This is a genomic window from Pseudomonas sp. B10 (assembly GCF_900156235.1).
Classification (GTDB): domain Bacteria; phylum Pseudomonadota; class Gammaproteobacteria; order Pseudomonadales; family Pseudomonadaceae; genus Aquipseudomonas; species Aquipseudomonas siliginis.
Genome location: NZ_LT707063.1, coordinates 5,164,387 through 5,177,924, shown reverse-complemented (window position 1 = coordinate 5,177,924; position 13,538 = coordinate 5,164,387). Strand labels below are relative to the sequence as shown.

The following is a 13,538-nucleotide window of genomic DNA, read 5'->3' as shown; positions in this document are numbered from 1 at the left end:
GATAATTAGCTGATCTGCAAGACCCGAGCCATGGCCTGGTCGTCGTCTTTGGCGGTGTTCATCATCTTGACGTGCAACTCGAACTGCTTGGCCAGGGCCAGCACCGAAGTCATTTCTTCCACGGCATTGACGTTGCTCGACTCAAGGAAACCCGAGACCAGTTTGACGTTGGCGTCGGCTTGCGCCGGCTGGCCGTCCTTGGTGTAAATCGAACCGTCGAGGCCCTTGTTCATGTTCTTGATGTCCGGGTTGACCAGCTTGATCCGGTCGACTTCGGCCATGACACGCGGACCTTCGCCCATTGCACGAATGCTGATGGTGCCGTCTTCGCCGACTTCGACCTGCTGCTCGGGCGGCACGGCGATCGGGCCGCCATTACCGATCACCGGCATGCCGTTGCCGGCGCGCAGTACACCGAGGGCGTCGATGTTGAGGCTGCCGGTACGCACGTAGCTTTCACCACCGCTGGGGTTTTGCACGGCGATGAAACCGTTGCCGGATACCGCGACGTCGAGTTCACGACCGGTCTGCACCAGCGAGCCCGGCGTGAAATCGGTGGCAGGACGTTCGCTCATGGCAAACGCACGCGCCGGAAAGCTGTCACCGAACACCGGCATCGAACGCGCCTGCTCGAGATCGCGCTGAAAGCCGTTGGTGGAGATGTTCGCCAGGTTGTTGGCATGCGCCCGTTGCGCCAGTGCGTTCTGGCTGGCGCCGGTCATTGCCACATAAAGGTACTTGTCCACAGTGTTTCCTCTGCATGCCGGACGTTTGCCGCCCACCGCTGTACTGCTCAGCCATAAGCAATTTGCAGACCAACTTTTTATTGGCGGGCGAAGGCCCGGTAAACAGGGGACTTGAGGGGATCGGAGGGGGAATCTGAAATGGGTCGAAGACGAAAAACCGGCGGTGTCATGCCGGTTAGTGGCAATCCTGAGTTCGGCGGGGGATGGAGACTCTGTGGCGAGGGGATTTATCCCCGTTCGGCTGCGCAGCAGTCGCCAAGCCTGCAAATGAGGTCGCTGGGAAGAAAAAGCGGGGCGGCTTCGCCGCCCATCGGGGATAAATCCCCTCGCCACAAAGGCTCTATTTAGCTTTCGGAGGTTTTGCCAACCTCATACTCACGCAACTTGTTGGCAATCGTCGTGTGCGACACACCGAGTCGCTTGCCCAACTGCCGACTGCTTGGATGCTCGGAATACAAGCGTTCCAGCACCGCTTTTTCGAAACGCCCGACGATCTCGTCCAGACTGCCGTCGAGGGAAAAATCGCCAAGCGGCTGACGCACGCCGTAATCCGGCAGGCGAATATGTTCGGCCTTGACCGTGCCGCCGTCGCACAGGGAAACCGCCTGGAACAGCACGTTCTCCAATTGCCGCACATTGCCCGGCCAGTGGTAATGGCTGAGGCGATCCATCGCCGCCGGGGCCAGTTTCGGCAGCGGACAGCCGATCTGCCGACTGGCCTGATCGAGAAAGTGTTCAACCAGCGGCGTCAGACCGTCGAGGCATTCGCGCAGTGGCGGGATGTGCAGCGACAGCACGTTCAAGCGGTGATAGAGATCCTGGCGAAACTCGCCGCGCGCGCACAATTCGGACAAGTCCACCTGCGTCGCGCAGATCACCCGCACGTCCAGATACACCTCTTCATCACTGCCGACGCGACGGAAGCAACCGTCCTGAAGAAAGCGCAGCAATTTGACCTGCAAGCGCGGGCTCATCTCGCCGACGCCATCGAGAAACAGCGTGCCGCCAGCGGTCAACTCCAGCAGGCCAAGCTTGCCCTCAGCGCGAGCGCCTTCGAAAGCGCCGGGGCCGTAGCCGAACAGTTCGGTCTCGGCCATCGACTCCGGCAGTCCGGCGCAGTTGAGCGCCATCAACGGTGACTGTCCACGCGGGCTGGCGAGATGGCAGGCGCGCGCGAGCAGTTCCTTGCCGGTGCCGGTTTCGCCTTCTATTAATAGCGGTGCATCCAGCGGCGCCATGCGTCGCGCTTCGCGGACCACAGCGGCCATGACTTTCGAACTCTGGAAAATACTGTCGAAACCGCGCAGCTCTTGCTTGCGCACATTGTAGATACGCTCGCCGACGCGGTCGGCGCGGTGCAGCGTCAGCACCGCGCCGGCCATGGCCTCGCTGTCGTCGTGTTCCGATTGCAGCGGCGCGATGTCAGCGAGAAAGATGTCGCCCTTGACCTTGACCCGCATGCCGTTGATCCGCGATTTGTTGGCGCGCACCAATTCCGGCAAATCGAAATCCTCGGCGTAGCGCGACAGCGGAATCCCCGGCACCTCATCGACGCGCACCCCGAGCAACTGCGCCGCCGCGCGGTTGGCCGCAACGATCGAACCACCCATGTCGATCGACAGCACCGGAAATTCCAGCGCGCCGAGCAACGCATTCAATTCCATGTGCCGGCGCTCGCTGGGCATCAGCCCGACGCGCTTGACCCCGAACACCCCGCCGATTGCCTCGAACTTGGGGCGCAACGCCTGGAACTGGATGTTGATCAGGTTCGGGCAGTGCAGGTAGATCGCATTGCCATGCTCACCACCCACCTCGCCGCGTGCGACGTTGATCCCGTACGCCACCAGCAGATTGAGAATGTCGCGCAGGATGCCGATGCGGTTCTGGCAGTGGACTTTGATGCGCATAGAAAAAGGCCCGACAGGTTTGAAAGGTAAACACATGTCCTTGTGGGAGCGAGCCTGCTCGCGAAGGCGCCAGCACATCCAGAATCGATGTGTCATACAGACCGCTTTCGCGAGCAGGCTCGCTCCCACAGGGTTTTGTGGCGTGCCCGAGGCAGAGTTTTCTGTCGAGGCACGCAGATAGTTGTCAAGATTATGTGACAGCCCCTGCCCTTTTCAAACCCGCCAATCACCGAAAATGCGCATTACCCGACAAAGCGTAACGATAACTTTACGAAATACGCAGAATTTTCCTACGCACGCACCGGTCAACATGCTGCACGCCCTGTCACTCTGGGGTATTCCTTTAACCATCGCTGGACATAACAAAAACGAATTTCCTAGCAGGAGAGCAGCATGAAGCAGACGCAATACGTGGCTCGCGAGCCCGATGCGCAAGGTTTTATCGACTACCCCGCCGAAGAACATGCGGTGTGGAACACGCTGATCACTCGCCAGTTGAAGGTGATCGAAGGTCGCGCGTGCCAGGAATACCTGGACGGTATCGAAAAACTCGGTCTGCCCCACGACCGCATCCCGCAACTGGCCGAGATCAATAAAGTCCTCGGCGAGACCACCGGCTGGCAAGTTGCCCGGGTGCCGGCGCTGATTCCTTTCCAGACCTTCTTCGAGTTGCTTGCCAGCAAGCAATTCCCCGTCGCCACCTTCATACGTACCCGCGAAGAACTCGACTACCTGCAAGAGCCGGACATCTTTCACGAGATCTTCGGCCACTGCCCGCTGCTGACCAACCCCTACTTCGCTGAATTCACCCACACCTACGGCAAGCTCGGCCTGCAAGCGACCAAGGAAGAGCGCGTGTACCTGGCGCGGCTGTACTGGATGACCATCGAATTCGGCCTGGTCGACACCCCGCAGGGCAAGCGCATTTACGGTGGCGGAATTCTGTCTTCGCCGAAAGAAACCGTTTACTGCCTGTCGGACGAGCCCGAGCATCAGCTCTTCGATCCGCTGGAAGCCATGCGCACGCCGTATCGCATCGACATCCTGCAACCGCTGTACTTCGTCCTGCCCAATCTCAAGCGCCTGTTCGACGTGGCCCATGAAGACATCATGGCCATGGTTCGTCAGGGCATGCAGCTGGGCTTGCACGCGCCAAAATTTCCGCCGAAACCCAAAGCCGCCTGAACCGCGACTTTTGCTGACAATTGCGTCTGTCCGTCGCCGCCACTTTGCTTTAGCGTGACGGCATTGACGGCCCACGCGCTTTAATAAAAAACACACTCGTTTTCAGGAATCCACCATGTCGACTTTGAACCAAGCCCACTGCGAAGCCTGCCGCGCCGATGCGCCAAAAGTCAGCGATGAAGAACTGCCGATCCTGATCAAGCAGATCCCTGACTGGAACATCGAAGTACGCGACGGCATCATGCAGTTGGAGAAAGTTTTCCTGTTCAAGAACTTCAAGCATGCGCTGGCGTTCACCAACGCCGTGGGCGAGATCTCCGAGGCCGAAGGCCACCACCCAGGCCTGCTGACCGAGTGGGGCAAAGTCACCGTGACTTGGTGGAGCCATTCGATCAAAGGCCTGCACCGCAACGACTTCATCATGGCTGCGCGCACTGACGAAGTGGCCAAGACCGCAGAAGGACGCAAGTAATGCACTTCGACGCCATCGGCCGGGTCCCCGGCGACCCGATTCTAGGTTTGATGGAGGCCTATGCGCAGGATGCCAATCCGCGCAAGTTCGACCTCGGCGTTGGCGTCTACAAGGATGCCCAGGGCCTGACGCCGATCCCGGAAGCGGTGAAAATCGCTGAAGCGCGACTGGTCGAAAGCCAGGACACTAAGACCTACATCGGTGGCCACGGCAATCCGCTGTTCGGCAAGGTCATCAATGAGCTGGTACTCGGTGCCGACTCGCAACTGATCACCGAACAACGCGCCGGCGCCACCCAGACCCCGGGCGGCACCGGCGCCCTGCGTCTGGCTGCCGACTTCATCGCCCAATGCCTGCCGGGCAAAGGCGTGTGGTTGAGCAACCCGACCTGGCCGATTCACGAAACCATTTTCGCCGCCGCCAAGGTCAAGGTCAGCCACTACCCCTATGTGGGCAGTGACAATCGCCTCGACGTCGAAGCGATGCTCGCCGTGCTCAAGGAAGTGCCGAAGGGCGACGTGGTGCTGCTGCATGCGTGCTGCCACAACCCGACCGGTTTCGACCTGAGCCATGACGACTGGAAGCGCGTGCTTGAAGTGGTGCGCAGCCGCGATCTGCTGCCGCTGATCGACTTCGCCTATCAGGGTTTTGGCGATGGCCTCGATCAGGACGCTTGGTCGACTCGGCTGTTCGCGGCGCAAGTGCCGGAGCTGCTGATCACTAGTTCCTGCTCGAAGAACTTCGGCCTGTATCGCGACCGTACCGGTGCGCTGATCGTCTGCGCGACCAGCGCTGACAAGCTCATCGACATCCGCAGCCAACTGGCCAATATCGCCCGCAATCTGTGGTCGACGCCGCCGGATCACGGCGCGGCGGTGGTCGCGACCATCCTTGCCGATCCAGAGCTGAAAGCGCGCTGGGCCGATGAAGTAGAAGCGATGCGCTTGCGAATCGCGCAGTTGCGCAGCGGCTTGGTCGAGGCGCTGGAACCGCACGGTTTGCGCGAGCGTTTCGCGCACATCGGTGTGCAACGCGGGATGTTCTCCTACACCGGCCTGTCGCCGGAACAGGTGAAAACCCTGCGCGAGCGGCACAGCGTGTACATGGTCAGCTCGGGCCGGGCCAACGTCGCCGGCATCGACGCCACCCGCCTCGCCTTGCTCGCGGACGCCATCGCCGACGCCTGCAAATAGTTTTTGCAGTACGCAACCCGGTCGGAGCGAGCCCTGTGGTGAGGGGATTTATCCCCGACCGGCTGCGCAGCAGTCGTACACCGTTGATCGCGGAGTGTCAGACATTCCGCGAATGCAGGGTCTGGGGCAGCTTCGCAGCCCAGCGGGGATGAATCCCCTCACCACAGGGCCCGTTCCCACATTTAGTTTTCGGTTGATCTCGCGCCCTGCGGCCATCTGTCGCATTAATTTGAATTAAAAGTCTGATTGTCATTTTTCCTGCTGTATCCTGCGCAGGCTTTGTAAAGCGCGGAGCACCTGATCTATCAACAGACTTAGCGAGGAGCGCACCCATGCACGAGATTCCCAATCTCCCCTTCCCAAGCCTGCACGTACCTGAGCAGACGACCCCGCAACACGCCGGCGCTGAAAAGCCCGAGCCGCAAGAAGCCGCTGACAGCCGCAAAGCCGACAGCGAAGAGTAAGACCCGCCGTACAGACCGTGTGGAAAGCGCTAACATGCGCTTTCCACACTGCCTGAAACCCGAGCCCGCCATGACCGACGAATTCTCCGAAAGCCAAGCTGCCGTGCTGATCGGCGCCACCGAGAAGATGATCGAGATCTGGAATCGCCTCTCACCCGAGAAACAGGCCGCCCTGCTCGAACGTTTCGGCAGCGAAGAAAACGCCCTCGCCGCCCTCGTCACCACGCAATTGGTGGCCCCGGCGAAATCCTGAAAGCGCCGCCCGGCAAATAGTTTTACTTTTCCCCGCCCCTGAACGGTTCACGCCGGTATCATGAGCAGCCTATCTAATCTGCTGCTCCCGTGGATCGTTACCCATGTCGTCTATATCCGAGCCCCAGCGTCCGCTGGCGGTTACGCTGCAAGTTGTCTCCATCGTCCTCTTCACCTTCATCGGTTACCTGAACATCGGCATCCCGCTCGCCGTGTTGCCGGGCTATGTCCACAGTGACCTTGGTTTCGGTGCGGTGATCGCCGGGCTGGTGATCAGCGTGCAATACCTCGCCACCCTGCTCAGCCGTCCATATGCCGGCAAGATCATCGACAACCAGGGCAGTAAACGCGCAGTGATGATTGGCCTCGCTGGTTGCGGCTTGAGCGGTGTGTTCATGCTGATTTCCGCGTGGACACCGAACCTGCCGCTGCTCAGTCTGATCAGCCTCTTAATTGGCCGTTTGGTGCTGGGCAGCGCGGAAAGCCTGGTCGGTTCCGGTTCGATTGGCTGGGGCATCGGCCGGGTCGGCGCGGCGAATACGGCGAAAGTGATTTCCTGGAACGGCATCGCCAGTTACGGCGCCCTGGCGATCGGCGCGCCGTTCGGTGTATGGCTGGTAAGCAGGTTGGGGCTGTGGAGCATGGGCGTGAGCATCATCCTTCTCGCCCTGCTCGGTCTGGCGCTGGCATGGCCGAAGACCGCCGCGCCGATCGTCGCCGGTGAACGCTTGCCGTTCATGCATGTGCTGGGCAAAGTCTTCCCCCACGGCTGCGGGCTCGCGCTGGGCTCGATCGGCTTCGGCACCATCGCCACTTTCATCACCCTGTATTACGCGACCCAGCACTGGGACAACGCCGTGCTGTGCCTGAGCCTGTTCGGCGCCAGCTTCATCGGCGCGCGGCTGCTGTTCGGCAACCTGATCAACCGCCTCGGCGGATTCCGCGTGGCGATTGCCTGCCTGTCGGTGGAAACGTTGGGGCTATTGCTGCTGTGGATCGCACCGGATGCGCATTGGGCATTGGCCGGTGCGGCGCTGAGCGGTTTCGGCTTCTCGCTGGTGTTCCCGGCGCTGGGCGTGGAGGCGGTGAATCTGGTGCCGGCCTCAAGCCGTGGCGCGGCGGTCGGTGCCTATTCACTGTTCATTGATTTGTCGCTGGGGATCACCGGGCCGCTGGCCGGGGCGATTGCGGCGGGGTTCGGTTTTGCTTCGATCTTTCTGTTCGCAGCCTTCGCGGCGTTGAGCGGACTTGGCTTGAGTATCTATCTGTATAGGCACACGGCGAAGTATCGCGAGGTTTAGAAGTCCACCTTGCCGCGCCCGGCCTTGATACTGCCGCGCTTGGTTTTCGACTCCAGCCGACGCTTCTTCGAACCGAGGGTCGGCTTGGTCGGGCGGCGTTTCTTTTCCACTTTGGTGGCGCTGAGAATCAGCTCGACCAGCCGCTCCAGCGCGTCGGCGCGGTTGGCTTCCTGGGTGCGATATTGCTGCGCCTTGATGATCAGCACGCCATCGCTGGTGATACGGCTGTCACGCAGCGCCAGCAGGCGTTCCTTGTAGAACTCCGGCAATGACGAGTTGGGAATGTCGAAGCGCAAGTGCATGGCGCTGGAGACCTTGTTGACGTTCTGCCCACCGGCGCCTTGCGCGCGGATGGCGGTCAATTCGATCTCGGCATCCGGCAGATGCACATTGTTGGAAATCACCAGCATGGAAAAGCGTCCGTAATCAGAGCGTGCAGGATAACCTGATTCACTCAACCTCTGTGGGAGCGAGCCTGCTCGCGAAGGCGGTGTGTCAGTCGATGCAGATGTTTCTGATGGACCGCTTTCGCGAGCAGGCTCGCTCCCACAGGGTTCGGTGTGATGCCAGATTTTTCCATTTCAAAACAACAAACCCGGCACTTGGCCGGGTTTGCTGTTTCCGCTTGAGCGGTTACTTGGCGATCACTGGCAGCGCCTGCTGGGCACTGCGCTTGTTCTTGATCAGGTAGCAGACCCACATGAACACCACCCACACCGGAATCGCGTACACCGAGATCTGAATCCCCGGGATCAGCAGCATCACGCCGAGGATGAACACCACGAACGCCAGGCAGACGAAGTTGCCGTACGGGTACCACAGCGCCTTGAACAGCGGCGTCTGTTTAGTCCGATTCATGTGCTGGCGGAACTTGAAGTGCGAGTAGCTGATCATCGCCCAGTTGATCACCAGCGTCGCAACCACCAGCGACATCAGCAGTTCCAGCGCGTGCTGCGGGATCAGGTAGTTGAGCAACACGGCGACCAGCGTCACTGCCGCCGACGCCAGAATCGAACGCACCGGCACGCCGCGCTTGTCGATCTTCGCCAGAGCTTTCGGCGCGTCACCCTGCTCGGCCATCCCCAGCAGCATACGGCTATTGCAGTAGGTGCCGCTGTTGTACACCGACAGCGCGGCGGTCAGCACGACGAAGTTGAGGATGTGCGCGGCGGTGTTGCTGCCGAGCATCGAGAACACCTGCACGAACGGACTGCCGCTGTACGAATCGCCCGACGCATTGAGGGTTTCCAGCAGGCTGTCCCAAGGAGTCAGCGACAGCAGGATCACCAGTGCACCGATGTAGAAAATCAGGATGCGGTAGATCACCTGATTGATCGCTTTCGGGATCACGGTTTTTGGCTTGTCGGCTTCAGCGGCGGTGAAACCGAGCATTTCCAGACCGCCGAAGGAGAACATGATGATCGCCATGGCCATCACCAGACCGCTCACACCATTGGGGAAGAAACCGCCGTGGGACCACAGGTTGCTCACCGAGGCTTGCGGGCCGCCATGGCCGCTGACCAACAGGTAGCTGCCCAGTGCGATCATGCCAACGATGGCCACAACCTTGATGATCGCAAACCAGAATTCGGCTTCACCGAAGACTTTGACGTTGGCCAGGTTGATCGCGTTGATCAGCACGAAGAATGCAGCAGCGGAGACCCAGGTCGGGATGTCCGGCGCCCAGTAATGGATGTACTTGCCGACCGCTGTCAGCTCCGACATGCCCACCAGAATGTACAGAATCCAGCAGTTCCAGCCCGAAAGGAAACCGGCGAAACCGCCCCAGTATTTGTGCGCGAAATGGCTGAAGGAGCCGGCCACCGGCTCTTCGACGATCATTTCGCCGAGCTGGCGCATGATCATGAAGGCGATGAAGCCGCAAATGGCGTAGCCGAGGATCATCGACGGGCCGGCGGATTTCAGTACCCCGGCAGAACCGAGGAACAATCCGGTACCGATCGCGCCACCGAGGGCGATCAGTTGAATATGCCGATTTTTCAGGCCGCGCTTTAGCTCGCCTGATTGCGAGGGTTGTCCACTCATGAAAAAGGTCTCACGCAAGGTTTGATGATGTTCAGTAGACGTTGCTGCAAGGTTGCGATTTCAGGCAGCCCCGATCAAACCCCAGCGCAGGCACCAGGAGTTCAGCTCATTTACAACGGTCATGCGTCACCTGTTTGTTTTTATCTGTGACGAAATCGAACCCGGCACGCTTGTGGCGCGGCGGAGTGAACAAGGCGGATAGCCTCGAGATTTTTGCGATTACGCAGAGGGTCACAGTTAAAACGCGGCGCATTGTACACCGCTAACCCCCTGCTGCCAGACCCGCCTGATCAGCGTGTCGGTTGCCGGGATTGCATGTGTCCGCCTCGACAGTCTCGAGCGGCTGCAAAATGTGAGTCAGGCCTTTGCAGGCCATCGACGGGGACGAGGAAAAAACCGTCCCACGGGGAGAAGTGGAAATCAGTCGCGGCGTACATTGCGCCTCCTTCTTGTTATTCGCCTGCACGACAGGCATGGGGCGCATCACACCCTGCCTGAAGGCTGGAAACAAGCGCGCCAGAGCCCTGCGTGGCGCACGCTCCGTCGGGTTACGGAAGCTTTTCCTTACAACGGATGGCGAGACGGGAAATCACCGCGTTGGCGGGCCAATATCGTCAGGTTTTCTTTACAAGGCGTAACGAATATTTTCCGAATCAGAAATTTCCGAAGGACGTCTGCATATTGACGGTAGCTAGCTTGCTATCAATTTCACCAACCTAGTTTTTTGTTTTCAAATAAGAAAATTCATCCCGAAAAACAGAACAAAAAGTCTATTTAAAAATTAAATGGATAAATTTTTGCATTCACAAAAACGCTCAACTAGGTTTTTCACGTCTCACCGGCCACCTCGACCGGTCAGTCATAAACCGTGAAATTCTCTAGGAGATCGACCATGCAAGCACTGGAAAAAGACTTGGATACCGAACTGCAACTGGACGAATGGTTTGAAGCGCCAACCCATGAGGCCGCTGTGGAAATGATGCAAGCCGACGCGGTGGTTCCGTTCGGCACGGCGATGTGGCCTCTGTAAGACATCCCGGGCAGGCACGGTCCGGCCGGTCGTGCCTGCCGCTTCATTCCCCGGTCAGTCAGGGAGGATTCATGGACAAGCCCCGCGCCATCTCGCATTTCCTTTACTACCTCGAACATCACCCTGCCCTCGCCGGCCTCGACTCGGCGAAGGTCATGCTTGGCCACACCGCCGATTACGAAGCCCTGACCGGCGCCATTGCCGAACAGGCCGGCGAGCATCCGCGCTTTCAGTTCAGCGCCCGGCGCCTTGACCTGGAAAGCACCGCAGCGCTGTCCGCGGCGATTGCCGACAGCGATCTGTACATTTTCTTCTACGACTCTTCCACCCTGCCCAACCCGCGTCCCGATGGCCCGGAGTTCGTTCGTGCGCTGCAAGCGGTCATGGCGGAAAACTGGAAGAAGTCGCTGCTGTTCAAGGACTACGGCGACTATTTCTACGACACCTTCAGCATCACCCCGCAACGCATCGCCGGACTCAACAGTCACTTGATCCAGCGCATGTCCCAGGCGACCACGCTGAGTTTCAAGGACGATCACGGCTCATGGTTCGAAACACCGATGAGCAGCATCAAAAAGTGGACCGACATCAACGGCGTCGGCAACTTCGACCTCGCCCCCGGCGAAATCGCCACCCACAGCGAAGCTATCAACGGCCATGTGAAGTTCAAGGGCACCTTCCTCAGCACTATCCCCTTCGCGCGCAAGTACGGCGTGCTGGAATCACCGCTGGAGCTGTGGATCGAGAACTCGACCATCAGCCGAATCGCCACCGACGTGCCGGGGCTGGAACATGATTTCAACAAGTACCTGGATGCCAACCCGTCGAACCGGCGGATTGAGGAGTTGGGGATTGGCACCAATGAAGGCGTGAAGGATCTGTATGCGCGCAATGCCGGGTTTGAGGAGCGGCATTGTGGGTTGCATCTTGGATTGGGCGGTGGTGCCAAGGGCAGTCATCACCTGGATCTGATCTTTTCTGGCGGGGTGTTGGCGCTGGATGACAAGCCGGTTTTCGACGGGCGGTTTGTGTTTTAGGCGACTTACGCCTTCGCGAGCAGGCTCGCTCCCACAGGGGATTTATGTAAGCCGCAGATGATTGTTCCCACGCTCCGCGTGGGAATGCAGCCCGGGACGCTCCGCGTCCCTTCCAAAGCCGAACGCGGAGCGTCCGTTGATGCATTCCCACGCAGAGCGTGGGAACGATCGGTGTCAGCACAGATTTTCGTCCAGACAAAAAAACGCCAACCCTGAGGTTGGCGTTTTTGCTTCAGCTTGTAGCTTGTAGCTTGTAGCTTGTAGCTTGCAGCTAGTAACTCACAGCTGCCTTATTCCGGCTTTTTGCGACCGAAACCCGGGCGCTGACCGGAACCTGCCGGTGCGCCACGACGCTTGCCCGAGGGCTTGTCGCCGTCGACCAGTTTGATCCCCGGACGCTTCGGCGCCGGTTTGGCCGGGCGCTTGTTGGTGGTGTCGGCTGGACGATCCGCCACTGGCGTACCGCGACCGGCCGGTGCACGACCTTCGCCACGCTCAGTGCGACCGTTGGCCGGACGCGGTGCGCGCTCGCCGTCACGGGCGACTGGCTTGCGACCTGGACGCTCGCCTTCGATCTGCGGCTCACGGCTCGGGCGCGGTGCGGTGGGTGCGCCAGCGGCTGGACGCAGGGTACGCACGCGCTCGGTCTTGGCCATCGGCCGCGACGATTTGCGCTGCATGCGTTCGAGCTTGTCCTTGCTCTTGGCGTTCAGCTGCGGCATTGCCACCGGGGTCAGGCCGACTTCGGCGCTGAGCACGTCGACTTCGTACTGGCTCATTTCGCGCCAGCGGCCCATCGGCAGGTCGGAGTTGAGGAACACCGGACCGAAACGCACACGCTTCAGACGGCTGACCACCAGACCCTGCGATTCCCACAGACGACGCACTTCACGGTTGCGCCCTTCCATGACCACGCAGTGGTACCAGTGGTTGAAGCCTTCACCGCCCGGCGCCTGTTGAATGTCGGTAAAACGCGCCGGACCGTCTTCCAGCACCACGCCGGCCTTGAGGCGTTCGATCATCTCGTCGTCGACTTCACCGCGTACACGCACGGCGTACTCGCGGTCCATCTCGTAGGACGGGTGCATCAGACGGTTGGCCAGTTCACCGTCGGTGGTGAACATCAGCAGACCGGTGGTGTTGATGTCGAGACGGCCGATGTTGATCCAGCGGCCTTCTTTGGGGCGCGGCAGCTTGTCGAACACGGTCGGACGGCCTTCCGGGTCGTCACGGGTGCAGATTTCGCCGTCGGGCTTGTTGTACATGATCACGCGGCGCACCGATTCGGCGGCCTCTTCGCGTTTGATCACCTTGCCATCGATGGTAATGGCGTCGTGCATGTCGACGCGCAGGCCGAGGGTGGCGTCTTTGCCATTGACCTTGATCCGGCCCTGGCTGATCCAGGATTCCACGTCACGGCGCGAGCCGACGCCGATACGGGCGAGGACTTTCTGCAGCTTTTCGCCTGCTGGGCCGATTTCCTGGTCGTCTTTCTGATTGATGTCACTCATCTGGGCACCTCCCGGTGTGGTCTGTTCAGGCGGCGCCTGAAGTATTGAAAACTGGGTCCAGGCCGAAGGGATCGGCGAAGGGTCGCGAATCATACGCGGATGTGCGCCGTCGCGCATCAGAGACTAGCTGATCGATTGCCGGTTATTTCTTTTTCCGCCGACCGGCACCACCGAGTTTGATCAGGCGCAGCGCGGCTTCGGCCAGCACCGTGCGTTTGTCGTCCTTGTCGAGCTTCTTCCAGGCCTTGATCTCGCGCTTGCTGCGGCCGCAACCCAGGCAGATGTCTTCGGAGAATTTGCAGAGGCTGATGCAGGGGTCTTTGGTTGAGCTCATCATCCTCTCCAGAAACACATCAAACCCTGTGGGAGCGGGCTTGCCCGCGATAGCGGAGTG

14 protein-coding genes are annotated in these 13,538 nt (G+C 60.0%); 8 read left to right on the top strand and 6 right to left on the bottom strand.

Annotated elements, in window-relative coordinates; all coding sequences use genetic code 11:
• Positions 1-5: 5 nt before the first annotated feature.
• Positions 6-746: a flagellar basal body rod protein FlgF gene (locus tag BXA01_RS23480; protein ID WP_016771112.1), complete on the bottom strand. Its 741-nt coding sequence runs from the start codon at positions 744-746 to the stop codon at positions 6-8.
• A gap of 344 nt (positions 747-1,090) precedes the next feature.
• Entirely contained in the window at positions 1,091-2,653 is a 1,563-nt protein-coding gene (locus tag BXA01_RS23475; RefSeq protein ID WP_016771113.1) for a sigma-54-dependent phenylalanine hydroxylase transcriptional regulator PhhR, read from the bottom strand.
• Positions 2,654-3,046: 393 nt separating this feature from the next.
• On the opposite strand from BXA01_RS23475, the gene phhA reads away from it, so the two are divergent.
• From phhA to BXA01_RS23450, 6 genes are all read left to right on the top strand, one after another.
• Positions 3,047-3,838 carry a phenylalanine 4-monooxygenase gene (gene phhA, locus BXA01_RS23470; RefSeq protein ID WP_016771114.1) on the top strand — a complete coding sequence of 264 codons (792 nt, stop codon included), beginning with the start codon at positions 3,047-3,049 and terminating at the stop codon, positions 3,836-3,838.
• Between the two features lie 115 nt (positions 3,839-3,953).
• The gene (locus BXA01_RS23465; protein ID WP_076566548.1) at positions 3,954-4,310 is read left to right on the top strand and encodes a 4a-hydroxytetrahydrobiopterin dehydratase; all 357 of its coding nucleotides are present in this window, start codon (positions 3,954-3,956) and stop codon (positions 4,308-4,310) included.
• Positions 4,310-5,503, top strand: a complete 1,194-nt coding sequence (locus BXA01_RS23460) for an amino acid aminotransferase (protein WP_076566546.1) — start codon at positions 4,310-4,312, stop codon at positions 5,501-5,503. Before BXA01_RS23465 ends, BXA01_RS23460 begins: the two co-directional genes overlap by 1 nt.
• A 332-nt stretch (positions 5,504-5,835) precedes the next feature.
• The gene (locus BXA01_RS27440; RefSeq protein ID WP_016771117.1) at positions 5,836-5,967 is read left to right on the top strand and encodes a hypothetical protein; all 132 of its coding nucleotides are present in this window, start codon (positions 5,836-5,838) and stop codon (positions 5,965-5,967) included.
• A gap of 70 nt (positions 5,968-6,037) precedes the next feature.
• A complete protein-coding gene (locus BXA01_RS23455; protein ID WP_039761215.1) occupies positions 6,038-6,220 on the top strand; it encodes a hypothetical protein in 183 nt (60 codons plus the stop codon).
• A gap of 112 nt (positions 6,221-6,332) precedes the next feature.
• Entirely contained in the window at positions 6,333-7,520 is a 1,188-nt protein-coding gene (locus tag BXA01_RS23450; RefSeq protein ID WP_076567803.1) for an MFS transporter, read from the top strand.
• On the opposite strand, the gene arfB is transcribed toward BXA01_RS23450, so the two are convergent.
• Together arfB and BXA01_RS23440 are read right to left on the bottom strand one after the other, a co-directional pair.
• Complete coding sequence (gene arfB, locus BXA01_RS23445; RefSeq protein ID WP_016771119.1) at positions 7,517-7,930, bottom strand: alternative ribosome rescue aminoacyl-tRNA hydrolase ArfB; 414 nt, start codon at positions 7,928-7,930, stop codon at positions 7,517-7,519. The genes BXA01_RS23450 and arfB overlap by 4 nt on opposite strands.
• Before the next feature lie 223 nt (positions 7,931-8,153).
• Positions 8,154-9,566, bottom strand: a complete 1,413-nt coding sequence (locus tag BXA01_RS23440) for an amino acid permease (protein WP_076566544.1) — start codon at positions 9,564-9,566, stop codon at positions 8,154-8,156.
• An 892-nt stretch (positions 9,567-10,458) separates the two neighbouring features.
• On the opposite strand from BXA01_RS23440, the gene BXA01_RS27150 reads away from it, so the two are divergent.
• Complete coding sequence (locus tag BXA01_RS27150; protein ID WP_003222780.1) at positions 10,459-10,596, top strand: hypothetical protein; 138 nt, start codon at positions 10,459-10,461, stop codon at positions 10,594-10,596.
• 71 nt (positions 10,597-10,667) lie between these two features.
• A complete protein-coding gene (locus BXA01_RS23435) occupies positions 10,668-11,633 on the top strand; it encodes a leucyl aminopeptidase (protein WP_076566543.1) in 966 nt (321 codons plus the stop codon).
• Positions 11,634-11,923: 290 nt separating this feature from the next.
• Here BXA01_RS23435 and rluB read toward each other — a convergent pair whose 3' ends face one another.
• Positions 11,924-13,144, bottom strand: coding sequence for a 23S rRNA pseudouridine(2605) synthase RluB (rluB, locus tag BXA01_RS23430; protein WP_024012076.1), 1,221 nt, complete (start codon positions 13,142-13,144; stop codon positions 11,924-11,926).
• Between the two features lie 142 nt (positions 13,145-13,286).
• Complete coding sequence (locus tag BXA01_RS23425) at positions 13,287-13,478, bottom strand: DUF1289 domain-containing protein (RefSeq protein ID WP_073472829.1); 192 nt, start codon at positions 13,476-13,478, stop codon at positions 13,287-13,289.
• Positions 13,479-13,538: the final 60 nt, after the last annotated feature.

Bases quoted from the DNA above. Each gene is read 5' to 3' on its own strand.
- BXA01_RS23475 (WP_016771113.1), bottom strand. From the start codon at position 2,653: ATGCGCATCAAAGTCCACTGCCAGAACCGCATCGGCATCCTGCGCGAC.
- phhA (WP_016771114.1), top strand. From the start codon at position 3,047: ATGAAGCAGACGCAATACGTGGCTCGCGAGCCCGATGCGCAAGGTTTT.
- BXA01_RS23465 (WP_076566548.1), top strand. From the start codon at position 3,954: ATGTCGACTTTGAACCAAGCCCACTGCGAAGCCTGCCGCGCCGATGCG.
- BXA01_RS23460 (WP_076566546.1), top strand. From the start codon at position 4,310: ATGCACTTCGACGCCATCGGCCGGGTCCCCGGCGACCCGATTCTAGGT.
- BXA01_RS27440 (WP_016771117.1), top strand. From the start codon at position 5,836: ATGCACGAGATTCCCAATCTCCCCTTCCCAAGCCTGCACGTACCTGAG.
- BXA01_RS23455 (WP_039761215.1), top strand. From the start codon at position 6,038: ATGACCGACGAATTCTCCGAAAGCCAAGCTGCCGTGCTGATCGGCGCC.
- arfB (WP_016771119.1), bottom strand. From the start codon at position 7,930: ATGCTGGTGATTTCCAACAATGTGCATCTGCCGGATGCCGAGATCGAA.
- BXA01_RS23440 (WP_076566544.1), bottom strand. From the start codon at position 9,566: ATGAGTGGACAACCCTCGCAATCAGGCGAGCTAAAGCGCGGCCTGAAA.
- BXA01_RS27150 (WP_003222780.1), top strand. From the start codon at position 10,459: ATGCAAGCACTGGAAAAAGACTTGGATACCGAACTGCAACTGGACGAA.
- BXA01_RS23435 (WP_076566543.1), top strand. From the start codon at position 10,668: ATGGACAAGCCCCGCGCCATCTCGCATTTCCTTTACTACCTCGAACAT.
- rluB (WP_024012076.1), bottom strand. From the start codon at position 13,144: ATGAGTGACATCAATCAGAAAGACGACCAGGAAATCGGCCCAGCAGGC.
- BXA01_RS23425 (WP_073472829.1), bottom strand. From the start codon at position 13,478: ATGAGCTCAACCAAAGACCCCTGCATCAGCCTCTGCAAATTCTCCGAA.